This is a genomic window from Rubellimicrobium roseum, assembly GCF_006152145.1.
Classification (GTDB): Bacteria; Pseudomonadota; Alphaproteobacteria; order Rhodobacterales; family Rhodobacteraceae; genus Rubellimicrobium; species Rubellimicrobium roseum.
In genome coordinates this window covers 23,803-41,291 of sequence record NZ_VDFV01000034.1, presented here as the reverse complement: position 1 = coordinate 41,291, position 17,489 = coordinate 23,803, and the positions used below count along the sequence as shown (strand labels likewise).

Below are 17,489 nucleotides of genomic sequence, written 5' to 3'. Positions count from 1 at the left end.
GACGGCACGATCCAGTACACGCCCAAGGCCAACTACTTCGGCGACGACAGCTTCACCTACACGCTGAACGGTGGCGCGACCGCCACGGTCAACGTCACCGTGACCCCGGTCAATGATGCGCCGGTGGCGGTGAACGGGACCAAGACAGGCGACGAGGACACAACGATCAGCGGCTCGGTCTCCGCGACCGATGTCGAGAACACTTCCCTCACTTACAGCCTAGTCAACAATGTCGATCCCGCAAAGGGCATCGTTAAGCTCAACTCGGACGGTAGCTACAGCTTCACGCCAGTGAAGGATTTCTTCGGCGAGGTCAGCTTCACCTACAAGGCCAATGACGGCATCGCGGATAGCAATGTCGCAACCATGACGCTCACGGTGAACCCCGTCAATGACGCGCCGGTGGCTGTCAATGACAGCTCTGCCGTGGATGAAGATCAGACCGTCATCCTAGACGTGCTTAGTAACGACTCAGATGTGGATGGCGACGCTCTTACTATCGTGGACGCCAAAGCGACATCGGGCACCGTCGTGGTCGCGCCGGTGGAAGGCAAGATGTACCTTTCATATACGGCCTCGTCGGATGCCTATGATAAGTTGGCTACCGGGGCGTCCCTCCAGGACACGATCACCTACAAGGTGTCCGATGGCAAAGGCGGCTTCTCGACGGCCACGGCGACCGTCAAGGTCACGGGTGTGAACGACGGCGTCGCAATTGTTGGAACCAACCAAGCTGACACCATCAACGGACTGCTGACTTCAACTGGCAAGGACCGTGACGAAACCATTGAGGGTCTCAATGCCAACGATGCGCTTTCCGGCAAAGGTGGCGCTGACCGTCTCATTGGTGGAAATGGCGATGATAAGCTCTTCGGCGACACCGGCTGGGACGAACTCTACGGCGACAACGGCAATGACTTCCTCGACGGAGGTCTTGGTCTCGACTTCCTAGACGGCGGCTTGGGCGACGATCGGCTTACTGGCGGAGCAGATGCTGACACGTTCCACTTCACCAAGGCGAACGGAAACGACACCATTACTGACTTCCAGGTAGGCCTCGACAAGCTCCAGTTTGCGACCGGAGTTTCGATCAAGGGCAGGAGCCTGGTCGACACGGACGGGAACGGCAGCATGGATGCCACGCGCCTGCTTCTCTCAACTGGTACTGTCACGCTTAATGGTGTCATGGAGGCTGAGTGGGGGCTTCTGGCATAATCCTCTGGCGTAAGAAATACTGCTGATCAGAAACGAAGGGGGCCCGGAGCCCCCTGCTCTTCCGGCCTCTAGATGTTCTAGGATCGAACGGCGCTCTCAGCTCTCGTGATTATTTAGCGGAAGCCGGACTCTGGTGTGACCGCGGTGCGTGGCAGGACCTTAGATGCAAGGAGCTCTTCAGCTGCACAAGAAGGGATCGGCGCAGAACTGATGGCATTCCGTGGTTTGGATGTGATGAAAACGTTCGGATACTGTTGGCACAGTCAGGACGAGGTGGCGAGTACGCCAAAGCCCGGCTGGGGGGCTCCAGAGCCGCCAGTTCAACGCTCGATGGCTACCCGGCTCCGACTTCGCCAACAGTGTCGGTTCGTATGCTGGACATAAAGGGAGCGGCCAAGGACGTGGGTCACGCTGTCGATCTCATCCTGTGATCGTATCGGTGACCATCCACGAGTTTCGCTGAGGACTTGCGATCTACCTTGTGGCGGCTACTCCCTCAGGTCGGACCGGTGCGGCGCCGCTCCGCCCTGCAAGGAGCCCGGAATGTATCAGGAGCGCTTTCGACTGGACGGCGAGACGGCCGTCATCACCGGTGGGGGGCGCGGCATCGGGCTTTGCTGCGCCGAGGCCCTGGGCGAGGCCGGAGCCCGCGTCGTCCTGATCGAGGCCGAGGAGGCCGCGACCCAGGAAGCGGTCCGCTCGCTGACGGGCCAAGGCATCGAGGTCCATGCCTTCGGGGGCGATGTGACCCGCTCCGAACGCATGGAGCAGATTGCCGACGAACTGGCAGCGCGCGGTATGGCCGCGACGATCCTCGTCAACAACGCCGGCATCGGCCAGAGCGGCGTCGCCTGCGAGGACGTCACCGATGCCGACTGGCTCCGGATGATGGATGTCAACGTCAACGGCGTGTTCTGGTGCTCGCGCGCCTTCGGGCGGCACATGATCCGGGCGCGCCGGGGCTCCGTTGTCAATCTGGGCTCCATGTCGGGGACCATCGCCAACCGCCCGCAGCCGCAGACGCCCTACAACGTCTCCAAGGCGGCCGTGCATCACCTGACCCGCTCCATGGCGGCCGAATGGGCGGCTCACGGTGTCCGCGTCAACGCCGTCGCGCCCACCTACATCGAGACCCCGATGGTGCTGGCCAACCCACTCAATCAGGACCGCATCCCGATCTGGCTGAACGACACCCCCATGGGCCGCATGGGCCAGGCGCCCGAGGTGGCCGCCGCCGTCCTCTTCCTGGCGTCGGATGCCGCGAGCCTCATGACTGGCGCCGTCGTACCGGTGGATGGCGGCTACACCTGTTGGTGAGGGATGATGTATCCCCGCTCGGAAAACGACCGTTATCCGGCAGGTCAGGACTACGGCCGCTGAGGCGCTTGCAGTCTGCTCGGAAACCCGTTCCGGTTGCTGTGTACGGAAACAGGGTGCCAATGTGTGTTTCCGAGCGGCTCAGGCCGGTGCCAGGTGCGTGGACCGGGTAGGATGAGGGAGGGATCGGGATGGCTGACGTGGTGCTGGGCTACATGCGGGTGTCCAAGGCGGACGGCAGCCAGACGCTGGACCTGCAGCGCGACGCCCTCCTCGCGGCCGGGGTGGAGCCCGGACGCCTGTACGAGGACCTGGCCTCGGGGCGTCACGACGCCCGCCCCGGGCTCCTGGCCTGCCTCAAGGCGCTCCAGCCCGGCAACACGCTGGTCGTGTGGAAGCTCGACCGGCTCGGGCGCGACCTCAAGCACCTGGTGACCACCGTGGACGACCTGCGCACCTGCGGCGTAGGCCTCAAGGTCCCCGGAGTTATCACGGCCTTCGCAGCAGGATCCACTCGGTCCCTGGCGTCTGCCAGCCGTCCTTGACCATGGGACGCCGGGCCGCCTCAACGAAGCCGTTCCGTCCGAAGAAGCTGAGCGAGCGGCGGTCGTGGTCGGCCACGATGGTGCTCATGCCCTCGGGGCCGCGGAAGCGCTCTGCAAACCGGAGGAGCCGCGTGCCGATCCCCTGGCCTCGAAATCCCTCGGCGACGGTCAGGGTCTTGATGTAGGCACTGTCGGAGGCCTGAAGTTCCAGCTCGACGAAGGGCACCCACAGAGGCGACATGATCGTGGCCTCCAGTTGCTCGGGCGTTTCCGCGAGCTGGTGGACGATGACGGCACCGACGCGCTCGTTCCAGATCTCCGCAATCCAAGCCATGCGCCAGGACACCGGCGTGTCGTCGCTCTGGACCCGCCGCAATCCGACTTCCCAGGGGTCCGCACCTGGCAAAGCCAGAGAGGACCAGATGTGAAACGGCATTCCTCCATCGGCCTCGTTGACCATCGGCACCAAGAAGGGCGCGTCCTCGATCTGCGCAGGACGCAACTGCAGGTCCATGAAGCCCTCCCACAGGATCCGGGAGCTGCAGCCAAGCTATCAGAGTTCGGCCCTGCCGCCCACGGGTTCGTAGGAGTGGCTTTGAGGTTCCTCCGCATCCTTCTGTCGACTACCTCCCCAAGGGGGAGGTTCTGCGTCGGCGTGTTCGCTGCTTCCTCTGGGATGCCCGGCGCGGGCCATCGGCATGAAGGCTAAAATCAGCCCCATTGCTCGGTGGATCGCAGTCGAATTCATGGAAGATGAACGGGTCCAATCGCTGGACGGTCGTATAGGCCCTCAGCCGAGGCGGATGATGTCGGCGAACTTGCGGGCGATCCGATCCCGAAGGTCCGATGCGTCCTCGGGTACGAGTTGGACGGCGGCGTGGCACTGCTGACATTTATACTGGTCTGAGCCCTCGACGTCTTTGAGGCTGAGCCAGTTCGCCTCACCGCATATAGGGCAGATTTGCTCGACCGTGATGCTCTCCATCACGGGAAGGGGGCGCGCCTGCTTGGCCATGAGTCTCGTCCTGCTCGCTGCAATGGAGGATAGGTCGCGGATCGGAGCTTGGAGTGGCCCGAGCCTGCTCTGGAGATCCGACCATCTAAGTTGACTGTCCTCGTAAGCTCATCGCGTGCCGGGGTCGACCAAGGATCAGATTGCACGGCCGCCAAGGGAGAGCGCAACAGTCAACCGACCGGGAGGTTGCCTGCGGATGCAAGCTCTCCGCCCAAGGCGTGACCGTGATAAAGGCCGAACAGCACGACAAGACCTATGATCTCGGTCATCGAGAGACGGACCGCGAGAGCGGCGGCATAGACCAGCGCCAGCCCCGAGGCCCAGACCATGGGCTCGACGAACAGGAGCAGCGGAACCTCCTCGACAGCCAGAACCAGGCCCATGCTCATGGCGAGAAGAAAGGCCGCCGGCAGCACAAGAGGCGCGTGTCCACCCAGCCGGGTGGCCCAGACGCTGACGCCAACCGTGGCCAGCAGGTGCGCAAGTCCCAACGCCGGGTAGGACAGCCCTGAGCGGATCGCGCCTCTCGGATTGAAGCCGAGGTAGGTCAACAACAGAACGACCACCAAGCCCAGCAGGGGTAAGGAAAGGGATCTCCTCATACACGGCTAAACTAGGCTGTCGCCGACCCAGGCAACGATGCTCCCTTTGACCTGTCTGCGCCTGACCCTGACCGCAAGGGCGAGGCGGTCTGGCAGTCATCTTCCGGCAACTTGGCTATGGAAAGGGCGACGCAGGGCGGCGGTGGTGACTGGACAAAGAAGGCCAGCACGCCGGTCCGGGTTGATCTCGGTCCACCTAGCGCCTTAGTTGGCTTTGGCTTCCTGGCTCGCGGCTTCGCCTTCGGCCATCCTTGACCATTTCACTACTCCGATCGGAGGCCATCAGAGCGGGCGCGCCCGAACGCGCGTCGCGAGCACTTGCAAGGAGGTGGCCGGGCTCGGGCATGAATGAACCAAACCTGATCTTCCTGCTTGTTCTCCTGCCCTTGGCTGGCTCGGTGGTTGCGGCCACGCTCCCCGCCGGGGCCCGCACCGGCACCGCCTGGCTGTCGGGCCTGGTCCTCGGGGCGGGTCTCCTGATCCTCGCCGGGCTTCACGGGCCGGTCGCCGAAGGTGGCGTGCTCCGCACCACCCTGCCCTGGGTGCCGTCGCTGGGCCTCAACCTCGATTTCCGACTTGACGGCTTTTCCTGGCTGTTCGTGACGCTCGTACTGGGGATCGGCGTCCTCGTCGTGCTTTATGCGCGCTACTACCTTGCGCCGTCGGACCCGGCGCCGCGGTTTCATGCCGGCATTCTGGCCTTCACTGGCGCCATGATCGGCATGCTGACCTCCGGCAACGTCATCATGCTCGTGGTGTTCTGGGAACTGACCAGCCTCATCTCCTTCCTGCTGATCGGCTACTGGCACCGCAACCCGGCCGCACGCGACGGCGCGCGCATGGCGCTGGTCGTGACCGCCGCGGGAGGGCTCTGCCTCTTGGGCGCGATGCTGCTGCTGGGCCGGATGGTGGGCGGCTACGATCTGGACCGCATCCTGGCGTCCGGCGACACCATCCGGGCTCATCCGCTTTATGGCACCACGCTGGCGCTGTTCCTGATCGGGGCTTTCACCAAGTCGGCGCAGGTGCCGTTCCACTTCTGGCTGCCCAATGCCATGGCCGCGCCCACCCCCGTGTCGGCCTTTCTTCACTCGGCCACCATGGTAAAGGCCGGCGTCTTTCTTCTCGTGCGCTTCTCGCCCGCGCTGGGAGGAACGGAGGTCTGGTTCTTTGCCGTGACCGGCACCGGGATGGCCACGCTCCTGATCGGAGCCGTGATCGCGCTTTTCCGCCACGACCTGAAGGGGCTTCTGGCCTATTCCACGATCAGCCACCTGGGCCTTATCACGGCGCTGGCCGGCCTGGGCAGCAACGGGGCGATCGTCGCGGCCATCTTTCACATCGCCAACCACGCCGTGTTCAAGGCCTCTCTGTTCATGGCCGCCGGCATCATCGACCACGAGAGCGGGACCCGCGACATGCGGCGGCTCAGCGGCCTCATGCGCCTCATGCCCGCGACCGGCAGTCTTGCCATCGTGGCAGCCGCAGCCATGGCGGGGGTGCCGCTCCTCAATGGCTTCCTGTCCAAGGAGATGTTCTTCGCCGAGGCGGTCGAGTGGCACAATGGCACCTGGCTCGACAACTCCCTGCCCTACCTCGCCACTCTGGCCAGCGTCTTCTCGGTCGCCTACTCACTGCGCTTCATCGCGACCGTGTTCTTCGGGGCTCCGCCCACGGACCTACCCAAGACCCCGCACGAGCCCGTGCGCTGGTTGCGCCGACCGGTCGAGCTTTTGGTGCTGATTTGCCTGGTCGTGGGCATCATTCCGGGTCTCACGCTCGGGCCCACGCTGAACATGGCGGCCCGCTCGGTGCTAGGAGCGGACATGCCCACTTATAGCGTCGCGGTCTGGCATGGCTTCAACACGCCCCTCCTGATGAGCCTTGCCGCGCTTGTGCTGGGTGCCGCGCTCTACTTCACCTTCTCCACCCGCATTGCCCAGGGACCGGAAGGGCCACCGGTGATCCACAAGCTCCAGGCACAGCGCCTCTACGAGCGCTTCATGCTGGCGGCCACCTGGACCGGACCGCGCCGGCTCCTCCGACTGGTCGGGCCAGACCGGCTCCAACCGCAGCTCCGGCTTCTCGTGCTCCTCGCCATCGCAGGGGCAACCTACATGCTGTGGCGCTCGGTTCAGATCGAGCCTTGGCTCGGCCCGACACCGTTGAACGCCGGCTTCCTTCTCATGTGGGTGGTCGGCGCAACCTGCGCGGTCGCGGCCGCCTGGCAGGCCAAGTACCACCGCTTCGCCGCGCTGGTGCTCCTGGGGGGCGCGGGGCTGGTGACCTGCCTGACCTTTGCCTGGTTCTCGGCGCCTGACCTTGCGGTGACGCAGCTCCTCGTTGAGGTCGTCACGACGGTCCTGATTCTCCTGGGCCTGCGCTGGCTGCCCAAGCGGCTCCAGGAGATCCCGGGGGACCGGCTCCGATCCGCCCGGGTCCGGCGCAGCCTCGACCTCGTGATCGCCGTGGTATTCGGGGCGACGGTCTCGATCATCGCCTTCGTCGTGATGACCCGACCCCAGCTCTCGACTGTGGGCGACTGGTTTCTGCGCAACGCCTACTCCGAGGGCGGCGGCACCAATGTGGTGAACGTCATCTTGGTGGACTTCCGTGCCTTCGACACCTTTGGGGAGATCACCGTTCTCGTCATCGTCGCGCTCACGGTTTTTGCCCTGCTCCGGCGCTTCCGACCTGCCACCGAGATCGCAGGCCAGCCCGAGCAGCAGGCCACTCCCACCGCGCGTGCGCTCAGGGACTACATGCTGGTACCTTCGGTCATCATGCAGTGGATGTTCCCCGTTTTGATCGTGCTGGCGGCCTACCTGTTCCTGCGAGGTCATGACCTGCCGGGCGGTGGCTTCTCGGGCGGGGTGACGCTGGCGATCGCCTTCCTGCTTCAATACCTCGCCACGCATGTCCGTTGGGTCGAGGCGCGGCTCACTGTCCTGCCGACCCGTTGGATGGGCTTTGGCCTGCTGATCGCAGGCGGTACCGGGGTGGGCTCATGGGTCTTCGGCTACCCGTTCCTGACCGCGCACGCCCAGTATGTGGACCTGCCCCTCATCGGGGAGGTGCCAGCGGCCACGGCCATGCTCTTTGATCTGGGCGTGTTCGGGGCCGTGGTCGGAGCCACGGTGCTGATGCTCATCGCCATCGCCCACCAGTCGCTCCGGTCGCCCCGCCCGAGGAGCCAGGATGAGGCGGCGCGATCCGAACACGAGGAGGCCGCCTAATGGAGTTCGTCCTGTCTGCGGCTATCGGCATCCTGGCGGCCTCCGGCGCCTGGCTCCTGATGCGACCACGCACCTTCCAGGTGATCGTGGGGCTGTGCCTGCTGTCCTACGCCGTGAACCTGTTCATCTTCTCGATGGGGCGCCTCACCGTAGGAGCCCCGGCCGTCATGCCCAGGGGCGGCTTCGTGAACCCCGACGCCTACGCGGACCCTATCCCACAGGCGCTGGTCCTGACCGCTATCGTCATCAGCTTCGCCACGACCGCTCTGTTTCTGGTGGTGATGATCGCCGCGCGCGGCTTCAGCGGCACCGACCACGTCGACGGGCAGGAGCGCAACCGGTGACCGTCACGCCCGAGCACCTCCTTATCGCGCCGATCCTGATCCCGTTCTTTGCGGGGGCCCTGATGCTGCTCTACGGCGACGAGAAGCAGCGCAAGGCCCGGCTGACGCTCAGCTTCGGCTCGGCTTTTGCGCTGCTTCTGGTCGCGTTCGAGCTTCTCGAGCGCGCATCGCAAAGCCCCATGGCCGAAGGTGGCGCCATGGGGTTCTACCTCTTGGGCGATTGGGCCGCGCCTTACGGCATTGTCCTGGTGCTCGACCGGCTCTCGGCCATGATGCTGCTCCTGGTGGCGCTCCTGGCGCTCCCCGCGCTGATCTACTCGCTCGCCGGCTGGCAAAGGCAGGGACAGCACTTCCATGCCCTCTTCCAGTTCCTCCTCATGGGATTGAATGGGGCGTTCCTGACGGGCGACCTGTTCAACCTCTTCGTGTTCTTCGAGGTGCTGCTCGCGGCCTCGTACGGCCTTCTTCTGCACGGCTCCGGGCCGGTCCGGGCTCGGGCGGGGCTGCACTACATCGCGGTGAACCTGACCGCCTCGCTCATGTTCCTGATCGGCGTGAGCCTCATCTACGGCGTCACCGGGACGCTGAACATGGCCCACCTCACCGGGCTTATCCCCGACCTGCCCGAAGCCGACCGACCGCTCCTTCACGCGGGTGGCGCCATCCTGGCGCTGGCCTTCCTGGTCAAGGCCGGGATGTGGCCGCTCTCGTTCTGGTTGCCCACGGCCTATATGGCCGGGGCGCCACCCGTGGCCGCCATCTTCGCGATCCTGACCAAGGTCGGCGTCTATGCCGTCCTGCGGCTGTCGATGCTGATGTTCGGGCCCGGCGCGGGCCCCTCGGTCGGCGTGGGCGCCGAAGTGCTGATGACAGGTGGAATGCTGACCGTCCTTTTTGGCCTGCTGGGGGTGCTGGGCAGCCAGGCGCTGGGGCGGATGGCCGGGCACCTGGTCCTGATCTCGTCCGGCACGGTTCTGGCGGTGGTCGGCTTCGCCCTGGCCGGCGCGGGACCCGCCATGCTCGCCGGAGGGCTCTACTATCTCATGGCTTCGACACTGGCCTCGAGCGCCCTATTCCTGCTCATCGAGCCGATGAGCCGGGAGGACGGCGACATTGCGGCCATGCTGGCGCTGACCGCGGACGCCTATGGGATCGAGGACCTGCAGGAGGACGAGGACGCCGGGGCCAGTCTTGCCATCCCAACCTCACTCGCGATGCTGAGCCTTTGTTTTGCAGGCTGCCTCCTTGTCCTGTCGGGCATGCCACCACTCGCGGGCTTTGTCGGCAAGGTTGCCATCCTGTCGGGTCTGCTTACGGATGGCGGCCTTTCGGTGTCACAGGACTGGAGCTGGATCTTCATGGCAGTCCTTCTCGCCTCGGGACTGGCGACGCTGATCGGGCTGGTGCGTGTCGGGGTCCAGGTGTTCTGGACCACCGAAAGTACGGCGCAGCGGGTCTGGGCGCTCGAGGTCGGGCCAGCGGTCGGCCTCCTTCTCATTGTCGTCGCTATGACCGTCCGGGCGGAGGATGTCCTGCGCTACATGGAGGCGACCTCCCGCGCCCTGCACAGCCCACCTGTCTACACCACGGGTGTGGGCCTTGCCCCCCGCATCTCCGATCAGCCCCCGGAGGACACGCCATGAGCCGGCTTGTGCCCCATCCCTTTCTCACCCTGGGACTGGTGCTGATATGGCTGATGCTGACGCGCTTCTCGCTTGGGCACCTGCTCCTTGGGATGCTTGTCGCGGTGATCGCCGGCTGGGCCATGAGCGCGCTCCAGCCCGAGCGGCCCCGCCTGCGCCGCGGGTCTGCCATTCCGCGCCTTCTTGGGATCGTGGCCTGGGACATCCTGCGATCCAACGCCGCTGTGGCCTGGCTGATCCTGACGGGAAGCCGGGGCGGCACCCGGCGGTCGGGCTTTCTCCACGTCCCGCTGCGCCTGCGCCACCCGTCGGCCCTGGCCGTCTTGGCCATTATCGTCACGGCGACGCCTGGAACAGCCTGGCTCGAATACGATCAGGAGTCTGGCGTCCTGCTCCTCCATGTCTTTGACCTGGTGGACAAGGCGCAGTGGCTCGACCTGATCCAGAACCGTTACGAGGCCCGCCTCCTGGAGATCTTCGAATGAGTGGGACCATCCTGACCCTGGCGCTCGATGTCGCCCAGATCACCCTTGCCCTCGCGGCCGTCCTGGCCGGCTGGCGGATCCTGCGCGGGCCCCGTGCCCAGGACCGGGTTCTGGGCCTCGACACGCTTTATGTGACGGCGATGCTGCTGTTCCTCGTCACCGGCCTGCGCTACGGCAGCGTGTTCTTCTTCGAGACGGCCATGGTCATCGGCGTCATGGGTTTTGTGGCTACCGTCGCGCTGGCCAAGTTCCTTATCCGTGGCGAGGTTATCGAATGAGCCATCTCGACACCGTTCCCCTCTGGGCCGCGATTCCAGCGGCGCTGCTGGTCCTGCTGGGCAGCGGGCTCACCCTCCTCGGCACTATCGGGCTCGTTCGGCTGAACGGCTTCTACGACCGCCTCCATGCCCCCACCCTGGGCACGAGCTGGGGGACGCTGGGCATTGTGTTGGCCTCCGTGATCCTGTTCAGCACTCTTGAGCACCGGCCTGTGCTCCACGATGTGCTGATCGGGTTGTTCGTCACGGTCACGACACCGGTGACGCTGATGCTCTTGGGCCGCGCGGCCCTGCACCGCGACCGAGCGGAGCAGGCGCCCGGCGTGCCGCCCGCGATGCTCCATCCGCCGACCTCGGAGCAGGTGCCACTCGAGCAATCCCCCTAGCGGTTCCGGACAGATCCGAGCTCAAGCGACATTGTTGATGGCGGCTGTGCGCGATCGGGCGAGCCGCGCCTCCAGCGAGGCCACAAGGATCAGTGCCACAGTCGATCCGACCGACAAGGCGAGTGGCTCAACGATCCAAGGCTCGAAGGCAAGCACCGCCAGCAAGGCCAGGCCGACAAGCTGGGGAACCGGCACCCGCCTCGAGACCGACAACTTGAAGAGCAGATTGTCGATGAGGAACAAGGCCGGGCTGCCAAGGATCGTTCCTCACGGTTGCCCCCAAGGATCGTGTAGTCGGTCATGCTCCCCTCCAACACATCGAGCCAGTGCAACAGCAAGATCGTTTCACTACGGCGAGGGAGACCTAAGGGCGTTGCTGCGTAGCCCACGTGGTGGGGCGGTTCGTGTAAGAGACACTCCTTGGCGCTGAACACGGAGTAGCGTCGCAGGCCTTTCCGTCAGCCTGAACGAGCCTTGGGTCACCCTATCAGCCAGCGGATGACCCGTTGCAGGTCCACTGGCTTTTCGAAGCGCGGTACGTGGGCGTAAGCGCCGGGCAAGGTCCAGGCTTCGTAGCCCGTGATGAAGGCGAACAGGACGCCACGGCCCAGCAGGAGCTCAGCCACCGGGAAGACCACCTCCCCGCCCAGGTTGATGTCGAGAAGAGCCGCATTGGGAGCGGGTTCAGCCGCTCACACCATCTCGGTGTCAATCGGCACGGGATCCACCAGCGTGCGAGCTGGTCGGGATCGGCCCAGGTCCTCCATACCCGTGCCCGCGGGGCCCGAATGATGCGCGAGGTCATCAGGTCGAGGTCACTGTCGACGTCGGTCACCCTCAACCCCCTCCTGTTCGTCCTCGACGTAGGTAACAAGCCTGTCGGCCTGCGCCTGCCAGGCCGCGCGCTGCTGCGCGAGCCAGCTCTCGGCCTGCGAGATCGCCTGCCCTTCCAGCACGCAGACACGCACCCGCCCCCGCTTCTCGGTCCGGACCACGCCGCAGCTTTCCAGCACCCGGACGTGCTTCATGAAGGCGGGCAGGCTCATCTCGAAGGGCTGGGCCAGTTCGCTGACGCTGGCGCCGCCCTGACCGAGCCGGCCGATCACCGCCCGCCGGGTCGGATCCGACAGGGCGAGAAAGACCCCGTCGAGCGGCTCTGCGGTGGGCCAGGTCCGGCTCGTCATCATGAACCCCCAGCTGCGGTCTCGAAGGCCCGGTCCGTCACGCCCCGAACGTAGGCGCCAGCTCCAGCAGCTCCCTTGAAGCCGTAACGGCACAGCTGAAGGCCGGCCGGGGTCGTCTGGCTCGACAGGAGCTGGAAGCCGAGTGGTCCCGCGGTGTCCCCAAAGAGCCGCCGTCCCTGGCCCAAGATAACCGGGGCAGTCACGAGCCGCAGCTCGTCCACCAGACCCGCAGCGAGCAGTGTGCGGCCCAGCCTGCCACTGCCGTGGACCTGCAACTCGCCGTCTCCGCTGGCCTTGAGCGCCGAGACTTGGGATTCCAGGTCCCGGTCGATGACAGTGACCGGCGTCCAGCTCTGCTCGACGGGCGTCGTTGCCACCACGAACTTCGGTCGGGAGTTCAGCTGCGCCGCATTCCGATCGGCTGGATCGGTGATGGTGGGCCAGACCGCCGCGAAAGCATCGTAGGTGCGGTGGCCGAAGAGGAACGCCGTCGCGATCGCCGTCCATGCCGTCGCCTGCTCCTCAAACGCCGCATCCACGAAGGGAACGAGCCAGCCGCCGCGTTCGAACCCGTCGCTCCGATCCTCGTCGGGAGAGCCCGGCCCCTGGTAGACGCCATCGAGCGTCAAGAACGACATCAAGATCAGTCGCATGGTTTGCCTCCTCCCCGACAACACTTCACCTTGAGGTAAACAATAGACACGCAGGGCCTAAGTCAAGCCGGCCTTGTCGATCAAGGTGCCGCTGCCCATGCCTCTTCGCGTGGGCGGAATCCGAGATCCCGCAGCTCTCAGGACAGCCTCACTCGGCCAGCACCCATCGGGCGAGTTGCTCCACGTTGGCGCGAAAGGTGTGCTCCATCTCAGCGTCCTCGGGCGCAACTGACGCGGCCAGGAGATGGCCATGGATGTAGTCGACGAGGAGCGCCAAGCCGCGATCGGCCATGGACGGATCACGCAGGGCGATCTGCCCCCTGACCCAGGCGCTGAATCGCTTCAGTTCATCCGGCATGAGATCGGAGCGGGCGAAGAGCGCGGCCACCGCTGCCGGATGACGCTGTGCGGCTTGGGCGTAGGCGAGAGTGGCCGCAGCAACCTCCGCTGCACTGGCCTTGTGATCCCCAGGTGGCACGTCGAGGCCAGCATGGGCGGCTGCCACTACCCGCGCCAGGAGGCCGTCGCGCCCGCCGGTGTGGTGAGACACGGCCATGGGCGTCACGCCCAGCCGCCGGGCCACGCCGCGCAGCGTGACCGCCGCCTCCCCTCCCTCGTCCAGTAGGGCAAGCCCCGCTGCAACAATGGCGTCGTCTCCGAGTGCCGCCGCGGCCAGCGGTGGTCGCCCAGGACCGCGGCCCGATGTTCTACCCTCTGTCATCCGTGCGCTTGGGTCGGGGATGGAAGGCTATAGCGGGACTGCACCAGCCCCGAGGGAAAGGTCTCCGTCCCCTGATGCACGAGCCGCAGGTCTTGCTCGATCGCCCCGAAGAGCGGCCGCCCCATGCCGATCAGCACGGGTGCGCGGGTGAGGATCAGGTCCTCGATAAGGCCCTCGGCGAGGCAGGACCGGATTACCGCGCCACCATCGACGTAGGCCCGGCGCCAGCCCTCTCGGCTGAGCCGCTCGAAGAGCACCCGCGGCGGCTCCGCGGTGATCCGCACCCGGCCTGCCAGTTCAGCAGGCACGTCCGCGTCCGTCAGGCTCCGCGACATCACCACGACGGGCTTCGGGTAGGACCACGGGCCGAGCGTCAGCACACTCTCATAGGTGCCGCGGCCCATGATGATGCCGTCCATACGGGAGATGAATGCGTCGTAGCCGTGGTCCTCGTCCCCAGGATCGGAGGCAAAGAGCCAGTCGAGCCCACCGTCCGGCCGGGCAATGAAGCCGTCAAGGCTCGTGGCAATGAAGACGTGACCTGTGACCATGCCGATGCTCCATCCAATATTTATACACCGTATAGCGCAAGGCGGACAGGAGGGTCCACCTCCTCCCGAGAATCGCATCGTTCACTGGATCACTGCGCCCCGCTGGCTTGAATTCTGTTCGAGGCGCTCGGCTTCAGGCTGGGCGATCTGGCCGATGATCATTGTTCTTGGCCCGGCCTGCGATTTGACCCTTGTCGTCCTCAGGGCATCATCTGGCCGTGTCCCTGTTACAGGAGACGACCGTGCTGACGATCTGGACGTATGACTGGGTGCCCGAAGGCCCACGCGGCTATGTCCGTGACCTCCGCCTTCGGTGGGCCTGCGAAGAGGCGCAGCTCGCCTACGAGGTGCGCAGCGTGTCCTTCGACGAGCGCGAGCCGGAGCACTTCGCGCGCCAGCCGTTCGGGCAGATCCCGTTCCTGGAGGATAACGGCCTCACGCTCTTCGAGAGTGGCGCCTGCCTCCTGCATCTGGGCCGCAAGAGCGACACGCTCATGCCGCGTGACCCGGCAGCCGAGGCGGAGGTGCTCGAGTGGACGATCGCCGCCCTCAACTCGATCGAGATGGTCAGCGTGCCGCTGATGGTCGTGGGCAGATCAAGCGAAGGCGGCCAGAGGCTTGCCGGTTGGCTCGCCATGCGTCTCGCCCAGCTTGAGACGGTCATCGAGAGCCGCGAGTGGATCGCGGCCGAGCGCTTCACTGTTGCTGACATCCTCATGGCGGACGTGTTGCGCCAAACCAAGGCGATGACGGGGCTGCCGGGAGACTATCCAACCCTTGAGGCCTACATCGAGCGCGTCTGCGCCCGGCCTGCCTTCGGGAAGGCGCATGCGGACCAGCTCGCCCACTTCGCCGCTGGCGACGAGGCGAGGCTCCGCAAAAGACAGTGAGCACCTGACGGCAGGGGGGCTTGGTCGGCGCGAACCGTGCTGATGTTCTGGGCCGTGAAGCAGGTCACGCCGCGTATGGATCATGACCTCTGCGCGCTCACGCAACGGTCCCGTCAGACGAGCTTTCGCAGGGCGAGATAAAACCCGAGCGCCAGGAGGCTGAGGAAGAAGCACCGGCGGAACGCCCCCTCGCTGATCCGGCCCCGCACCCATCCCCCCACCATCATGCCGGCGAGCGCCGGGATGAGTGTGAGGAGCGAGGCCGTGGCAGCCCCCACCCCCAGCGACCCACCACCCGCGAGCGCGAAGGCCAGCGCGACCGTGGAGACGGTGAACGAGAGCCCCAGGGCTTGGATCAGTTCGTCCCGAGAGAACCCGAGCGCCGCGAGGTAGGGCACGGCCGGGATCACGAACACGCCGGTCATGCCGGTGACGAGGCCTGTGGCGACACCCACCACCGGCCCCAGCCATCGCTCCGTCGGGGCGGGGACGTGGACGCGCGGGGCCGAGAGGCCGAGCCCGGCATAGATCACCAGCGCAACCCCCAGGCCAGCCGAGGCGAGCCCCGCCTCTTGGCTCTGGAGAACCCCGGCGCTTGACACGGTGCCCAGCACGACGCCCGCCTGCATCGGCCACAGGCGCCGGAGGAGGGTGCTCACACGCGAGCCCGCCCCGAGCTGCCAGACGTTGGTGACAAGGGACGGCACGATCAGGAGCGCGGCCGCCTGCGCCGGCGCCATGGCAAGGCTCAAAAGGCCCATGGCGATGGTCGGCAGGCCGAGCCCCACCACGCCCTTGACGAAGCCTGCGAGCAGGAAAGTCAGGGTCACGAGGACCAAGGAGGCGGGAAGGTCGAACGGCATGGCGCAGGCTAGGCCGAACCCGAGCGCGCCGCCACGCTCGGAAGTTTAAGCAAGCCAAAGGCCACTTCCGAACGTGCATAAATCTTGGATGCTGTTGAAAAACTCGAGTTTGAGCGGCGGCTGAGCCCGTGCTTCCCTTTGTTTGAGGGGCGCGGGAGGGCGGGGCCATGACGGGACGTCAGGTCGAGGCGGCACAGCTATTCTACGAGTTCAGCCTGGAGAGGCATGTGCCGGCGGGGCACCTGCTCCGGCGCGTCGACTGCCCAGCATCATAAGCTAAGAGAAATTGGCGCCCTGCGCTGATGCCAAGGAAATACAGCCGCGACGCCTCCTCCGTATCGCCGAATTTCTCAGCGAAGTAGCCGCACTCGAAGGCTTCCCACAGGGTGCGCGACATTGCGGCGTAATCCGCGCTGGTTTCTGCAGCTACGATGACCGGCAATGAGCCTAAGGCTAGGCCGAGCAGCTTCATCGCAGTGCTCCTCGCAACTCTAAGGTTCGTCGTGCTACTCCCTAGTAGGTAGGGGTAGTGTCGCAACCGTGATAGAAGTTCGCGTCGGGCAAATCAGACGCTTCGAACCTTTACGCCTTAATGTGACGGTATCAAGGGACCTGTTCGACAGCGGCATGACGAGCTTTTCTCAGCCGACGACGTTGCGCATAACGATCTGTCCAGAGGTCAGCAGCGGCCAGCCTCTTCGGCCCGCTCGTAGCGATCTGGAGACTTGGCCCACCCCATGTACTGTCGAAGCCCTCGACTTCGAAGGCATGGTGAACTGCCGAGAGTTCTTTTAGCTGAGCTAGCAAGTCGTTCTTCAACATAGGGTAACGATCTGGTTGCACTTCACCGGGACCCGGCGAGATTGACCTCAATCGGAAGAGAAGACCGACCATGGACTACTTGCCAGCTTAGACGTATCGCTGGAGACGACGTCATCCGAGTTCTACGAAGAACCAGCCGAGCACGTCGCGAACGCCAGCATCAGAGAACCTCTCCCGCTCAGAAGCGAGCAGCCAAGCCTTGTCCGATTAACGATAAAACTTAAGAATGGCGTACGAGCCCGCTTAGCCCCACATGCCAGTGCCATTTGCGACAGGCCTAGACTGCCGCCGCGATCTTCGGGATGACGGTGATGCTACCGTCAGCCTCCAGCACGGCGAACTTGATCTGGTCCATACGCTCGAGCCCCTGGAGCTTGCGGGCGGCCTGCATGACGTCGGCCTCGTCGAGGCGGGCCTTCCGAAGCCGGTCCACGAGCGGGCGGCCATTCTCGACGATGATCATAGGAACGCCGTCGATAAACCGGTCGATTAGATCGAAGTGCTGCTTGAGAAGGGACATAAGAATGTCGATGCCGACGAGCGTGGTCACGAGAAGGAAGGCGTTGGTGATCGAGAAATCTTCGCCAAGCAGCGCCTGTTGAGTCGTTTCCGCAATAATGAGCAGGAGAACGAAGTCGAAGGCGGTCATCTCCCCAAGCGTGCGCCGGCCCGACAGACGGATGACCACGAGCACAATGAGGTAGATCGAGACGCCGCGCAGCACTGCATCCATGGCAGG

General features: G+C 65.2%; 22 protein-coding genes. 10 read left to right on the top strand and 12 right to left on the bottom strand.

From position 1 onward, the window contains the following. From FHG71_RS24605 to FHG71_RS16960, 3 genes are all read left to right on the top strand, one after another. The coding region (locus tag FHG71_RS24605) for a tandem-95 repeat protein (protein ID WP_139082888.1) at window positions 1–1,215 on the top strand (1,215 nt) is incomplete at its 5' end. A 543-nt stretch (window positions 1,216–1,758) separates the two neighbouring features. Then, on the top strand, window positions 1,759–2,532 hold the full coding sequence (locus FHG71_RS16965) for an SDR family NAD(P)-dependent oxidoreductase (RefSeq protein WP_139082887.1): 774 nt from the start codon (window positions 1,759–1,761) through the stop codon (window positions 2,530–2,532). A 191-nt stretch (window positions 2,533–2,723) separates the two neighbouring features. Continuing rightward, a complete protein-coding gene (locus FHG71_RS16960) occupies window positions 2,724–3,077 on the top strand; it encodes a recombinase family protein (RefSeq protein ID WP_425467370.1) in 354 nt (117 codons plus the stop codon). Here FHG71_RS16960 and FHG71_RS16955 read toward each other — a convergent pair. From FHG71_RS16955 to FHG71_RS16945, 3 genes are all read right to left on the bottom strand, one after another. Beyond that, entirely contained in the window at window positions 3,022–3,591 is a 570-nt protein-coding gene (locus FHG71_RS16955) for a GNAT family N-acetyltransferase (protein WP_139082886.1), read from the bottom strand. The two genes, FHG71_RS16960 and FHG71_RS16955, sit on opposite strands and share 56 nt — an antisense overlap. A gap of 276 nt (window positions 3,592–3,867) precedes the next feature. Then, window positions 3,868–4,092 (bottom strand): hypothetical protein, encoded by a 225-nt coding sequence (locus FHG71_RS16950; protein WP_139082885.1) that lies wholly within the window; start codon window positions 4,090–4,092, stop codon window positions 3,868–3,870. A gap of 170 nt (window positions 4,093–4,262) precedes the next feature. Further along, window positions 4,263–4,646: a HupE/UreJ family protein gene (locus FHG71_RS16945; protein ID WP_176559474.1), complete on the bottom strand. Its 384-nt coding sequence runs from the start codon at window positions 4,644–4,646 to the stop codon at window positions 4,263–4,265. Window positions 4,647–5,038: 392 nt separating this feature from the next. On the opposite strand from FHG71_RS16945, the gene FHG71_RS16940 reads away from it, so the two are divergent. From FHG71_RS16940 to mnhG, 6 genes are read left to right on the top strand one after another with little or no spacing between them, the layout of a single operon-like run. Continuing rightward, window positions 5,039–7,930 carry a monovalent cation/H+ antiporter subunit A gene (locus FHG71_RS16940; RefSeq protein ID WP_139082883.1) on the top strand — a complete coding sequence of 964 codons (2,892 nt, stop codon included), beginning with the start codon at window positions 5,039–5,041 and terminating at the stop codon, window positions 7,928–7,930. Further along, window positions 7,930–8,274, top strand: a complete 345-nt coding sequence (locus FHG71_RS16935) for a Na+/H+ antiporter subunit C (RefSeq protein WP_139082882.1) — start codon at window positions 7,930–7,932, stop codon at window positions 8,272–8,274. Before FHG71_RS16940 ends, FHG71_RS16935 begins: the two co-directional genes overlap by 1 nt. Next, complete coding sequence (locus FHG71_RS16930; RefSeq protein WP_139082881.1) at window positions 8,271–9,917, top strand: monovalent cation/H+ antiporter subunit D; 1,647 nt, start codon at window positions 8,271–8,273, stop codon at window positions 9,915–9,917. The genes FHG71_RS16935 and FHG71_RS16930 overlap by 4 nt, the downstream gene beginning before the upstream one ends. Next, complete coding sequence (locus FHG71_RS16925) at window positions 9,914–10,402, top strand: Na+/H+ antiporter subunit E (protein ID WP_139082880.1); 489 nt, start codon at window positions 9,914–9,916, stop codon at window positions 10,400–10,402. The genes FHG71_RS16930 and FHG71_RS16925 overlap by 4 nt, the downstream gene beginning before the upstream one ends. Then, window positions 10,399–10,680: a K+/H+ antiporter subunit F gene (locus FHG71_RS16920; protein ID WP_139082879.1), complete on the top strand. Its 282-nt coding sequence runs from the start codon at window positions 10,399–10,401 to the stop codon at window positions 10,678–10,680. The genes FHG71_RS16925 and FHG71_RS16920 overlap by 4 nt, the downstream gene beginning before the upstream one ends. After that, a complete protein-coding gene (gene mnhG, locus FHG71_RS16915; RefSeq protein WP_139082878.1) occupies window positions 10,677–11,066 on the top strand; it encodes a monovalent cation/H(+) antiporter subunit G in 390 nt (129 codons plus the stop codon). Before FHG71_RS16920 ends, mnhG begins: the two co-directional genes overlap by 4 nt. A gap of 21 nt (window positions 11,067–11,087) precedes the next feature. On the opposite strand, the gene FHG71_RS16910 is transcribed toward mnhG, so the two are convergent. The 6 genes from FHG71_RS16910 to FHG71_RS16885 all read right to left on the bottom strand — a co-directional run bounded on the left by FHG71_RS16910 (window position 11,088) and on the right by FHG71_RS16885 (window position 14,175). Beyond that, complete coding sequence (locus FHG71_RS16910; protein WP_139082877.1) at window positions 11,088–11,309, bottom strand: hypothetical protein; 222 nt, start codon at window positions 11,307–11,309, stop codon at window positions 11,088–11,090. A 236-nt stretch (window positions 11,310–11,545) separates the two neighbouring features. Beyond that, on the bottom strand, window positions 11,546–11,692 hold the full coding sequence (locus FHG71_RS23670; RefSeq protein ID WP_176559473.1) for a response regulator: 147 nt from the start codon (window positions 11,690–11,692) through the stop codon (window positions 11,546–11,548). Between the two features lie 189 nt (window positions 11,693–11,881). Further along, window positions 11,882–12,250, bottom strand: coding sequence for an ArsR/SmtB family transcription factor (locus FHG71_RS16900; protein WP_139082876.1), 369 nt, complete (start codon window positions 12,248–12,250; stop codon window positions 11,882–11,884). Continuing rightward, a complete protein-coding gene (locus tag FHG71_RS16895) occupies window positions 12,250–12,903 on the bottom strand; it encodes a dihydrofolate reductase family protein (protein WP_139082875.1) in 654 nt (217 codons plus the stop codon). Before FHG71_RS16895 ends, FHG71_RS16900 begins: the two co-directional genes overlap by 1 nt. 148 nt (window positions 12,904–13,051) lie before the next feature. Further along, the gene (locus FHG71_RS16890) at window positions 13,052–13,624 is read right to left on the bottom strand and encodes a TetR/AcrR family transcriptional regulator (protein WP_139082874.1); all 573 of its coding nucleotides are present in this window, start codon (window positions 13,622–13,624) and stop codon (window positions 13,052–13,054) included. After that, window positions 13,621–14,175, bottom strand: coding sequence for a dihydrofolate reductase family protein (locus tag FHG71_RS16885; RefSeq protein ID WP_139082873.1), 555 nt, complete (start codon window positions 14,173–14,175; stop codon window positions 13,621–13,623). Before FHG71_RS16885 ends, FHG71_RS16890 begins: the two co-directional genes overlap by 4 nt. Window positions 14,176–14,417: 242 nt before the next feature. On the opposite strand from FHG71_RS16885, the gene FHG71_RS16880 reads away from it, so the two are divergent. Then, window positions 14,418–15,065 carry a glutathione S-transferase family protein gene (locus FHG71_RS16880; RefSeq protein ID WP_218014130.1) on the top strand — a complete coding sequence of 216 codons (648 nt, stop codon included), beginning with the start codon at window positions 14,418–14,420 and terminating at the stop codon, window positions 15,063–15,065. A 113-nt stretch (window positions 15,066–15,178) separates the two neighbouring features. Here FHG71_RS16880 and FHG71_RS16875 read toward each other — a convergent pair whose 3' ends face one another. The 3 genes from FHG71_RS16875 to FHG71_RS16870 all read right to left on the bottom strand — a co-directional run bounded on the left by FHG71_RS16875 (window position 15,179) and on the right by FHG71_RS16870 (window position 17,483). Beyond that, the gene (locus FHG71_RS16875; protein WP_139082872.1) at window positions 15,179–15,928 is read right to left on the bottom strand and encodes a sulfite exporter TauE/SafE family protein; all 750 of its coding nucleotides are present in this window, start codon (window positions 15,926–15,928) and stop codon (window positions 15,179–15,181) included. Window positions 15,929–16,130: 202 nt separating this feature from the next. Continuing rightward, window positions 16,131–16,400 carry a hypothetical protein gene (locus FHG71_RS23665; RefSeq protein ID WP_176559468.1) on the bottom strand — a complete coding sequence of 90 codons (270 nt, stop codon included), beginning with the start codon at window positions 16,398–16,400 and terminating at the stop codon, window positions 16,131–16,133. A gap of 627 nt (window positions 16,401–17,027) precedes the next feature. Beyond that, window positions 17,028–17,483: a DUF421 domain-containing protein gene (locus FHG71_RS16870; RefSeq protein WP_139082871.1), complete on the bottom strand. Its 456-nt coding sequence runs from the start codon at window positions 17,481–17,483 to the stop codon at window positions 17,028–17,030. Window positions 17,484–17,489: the final 6 nt, after the last annotated feature.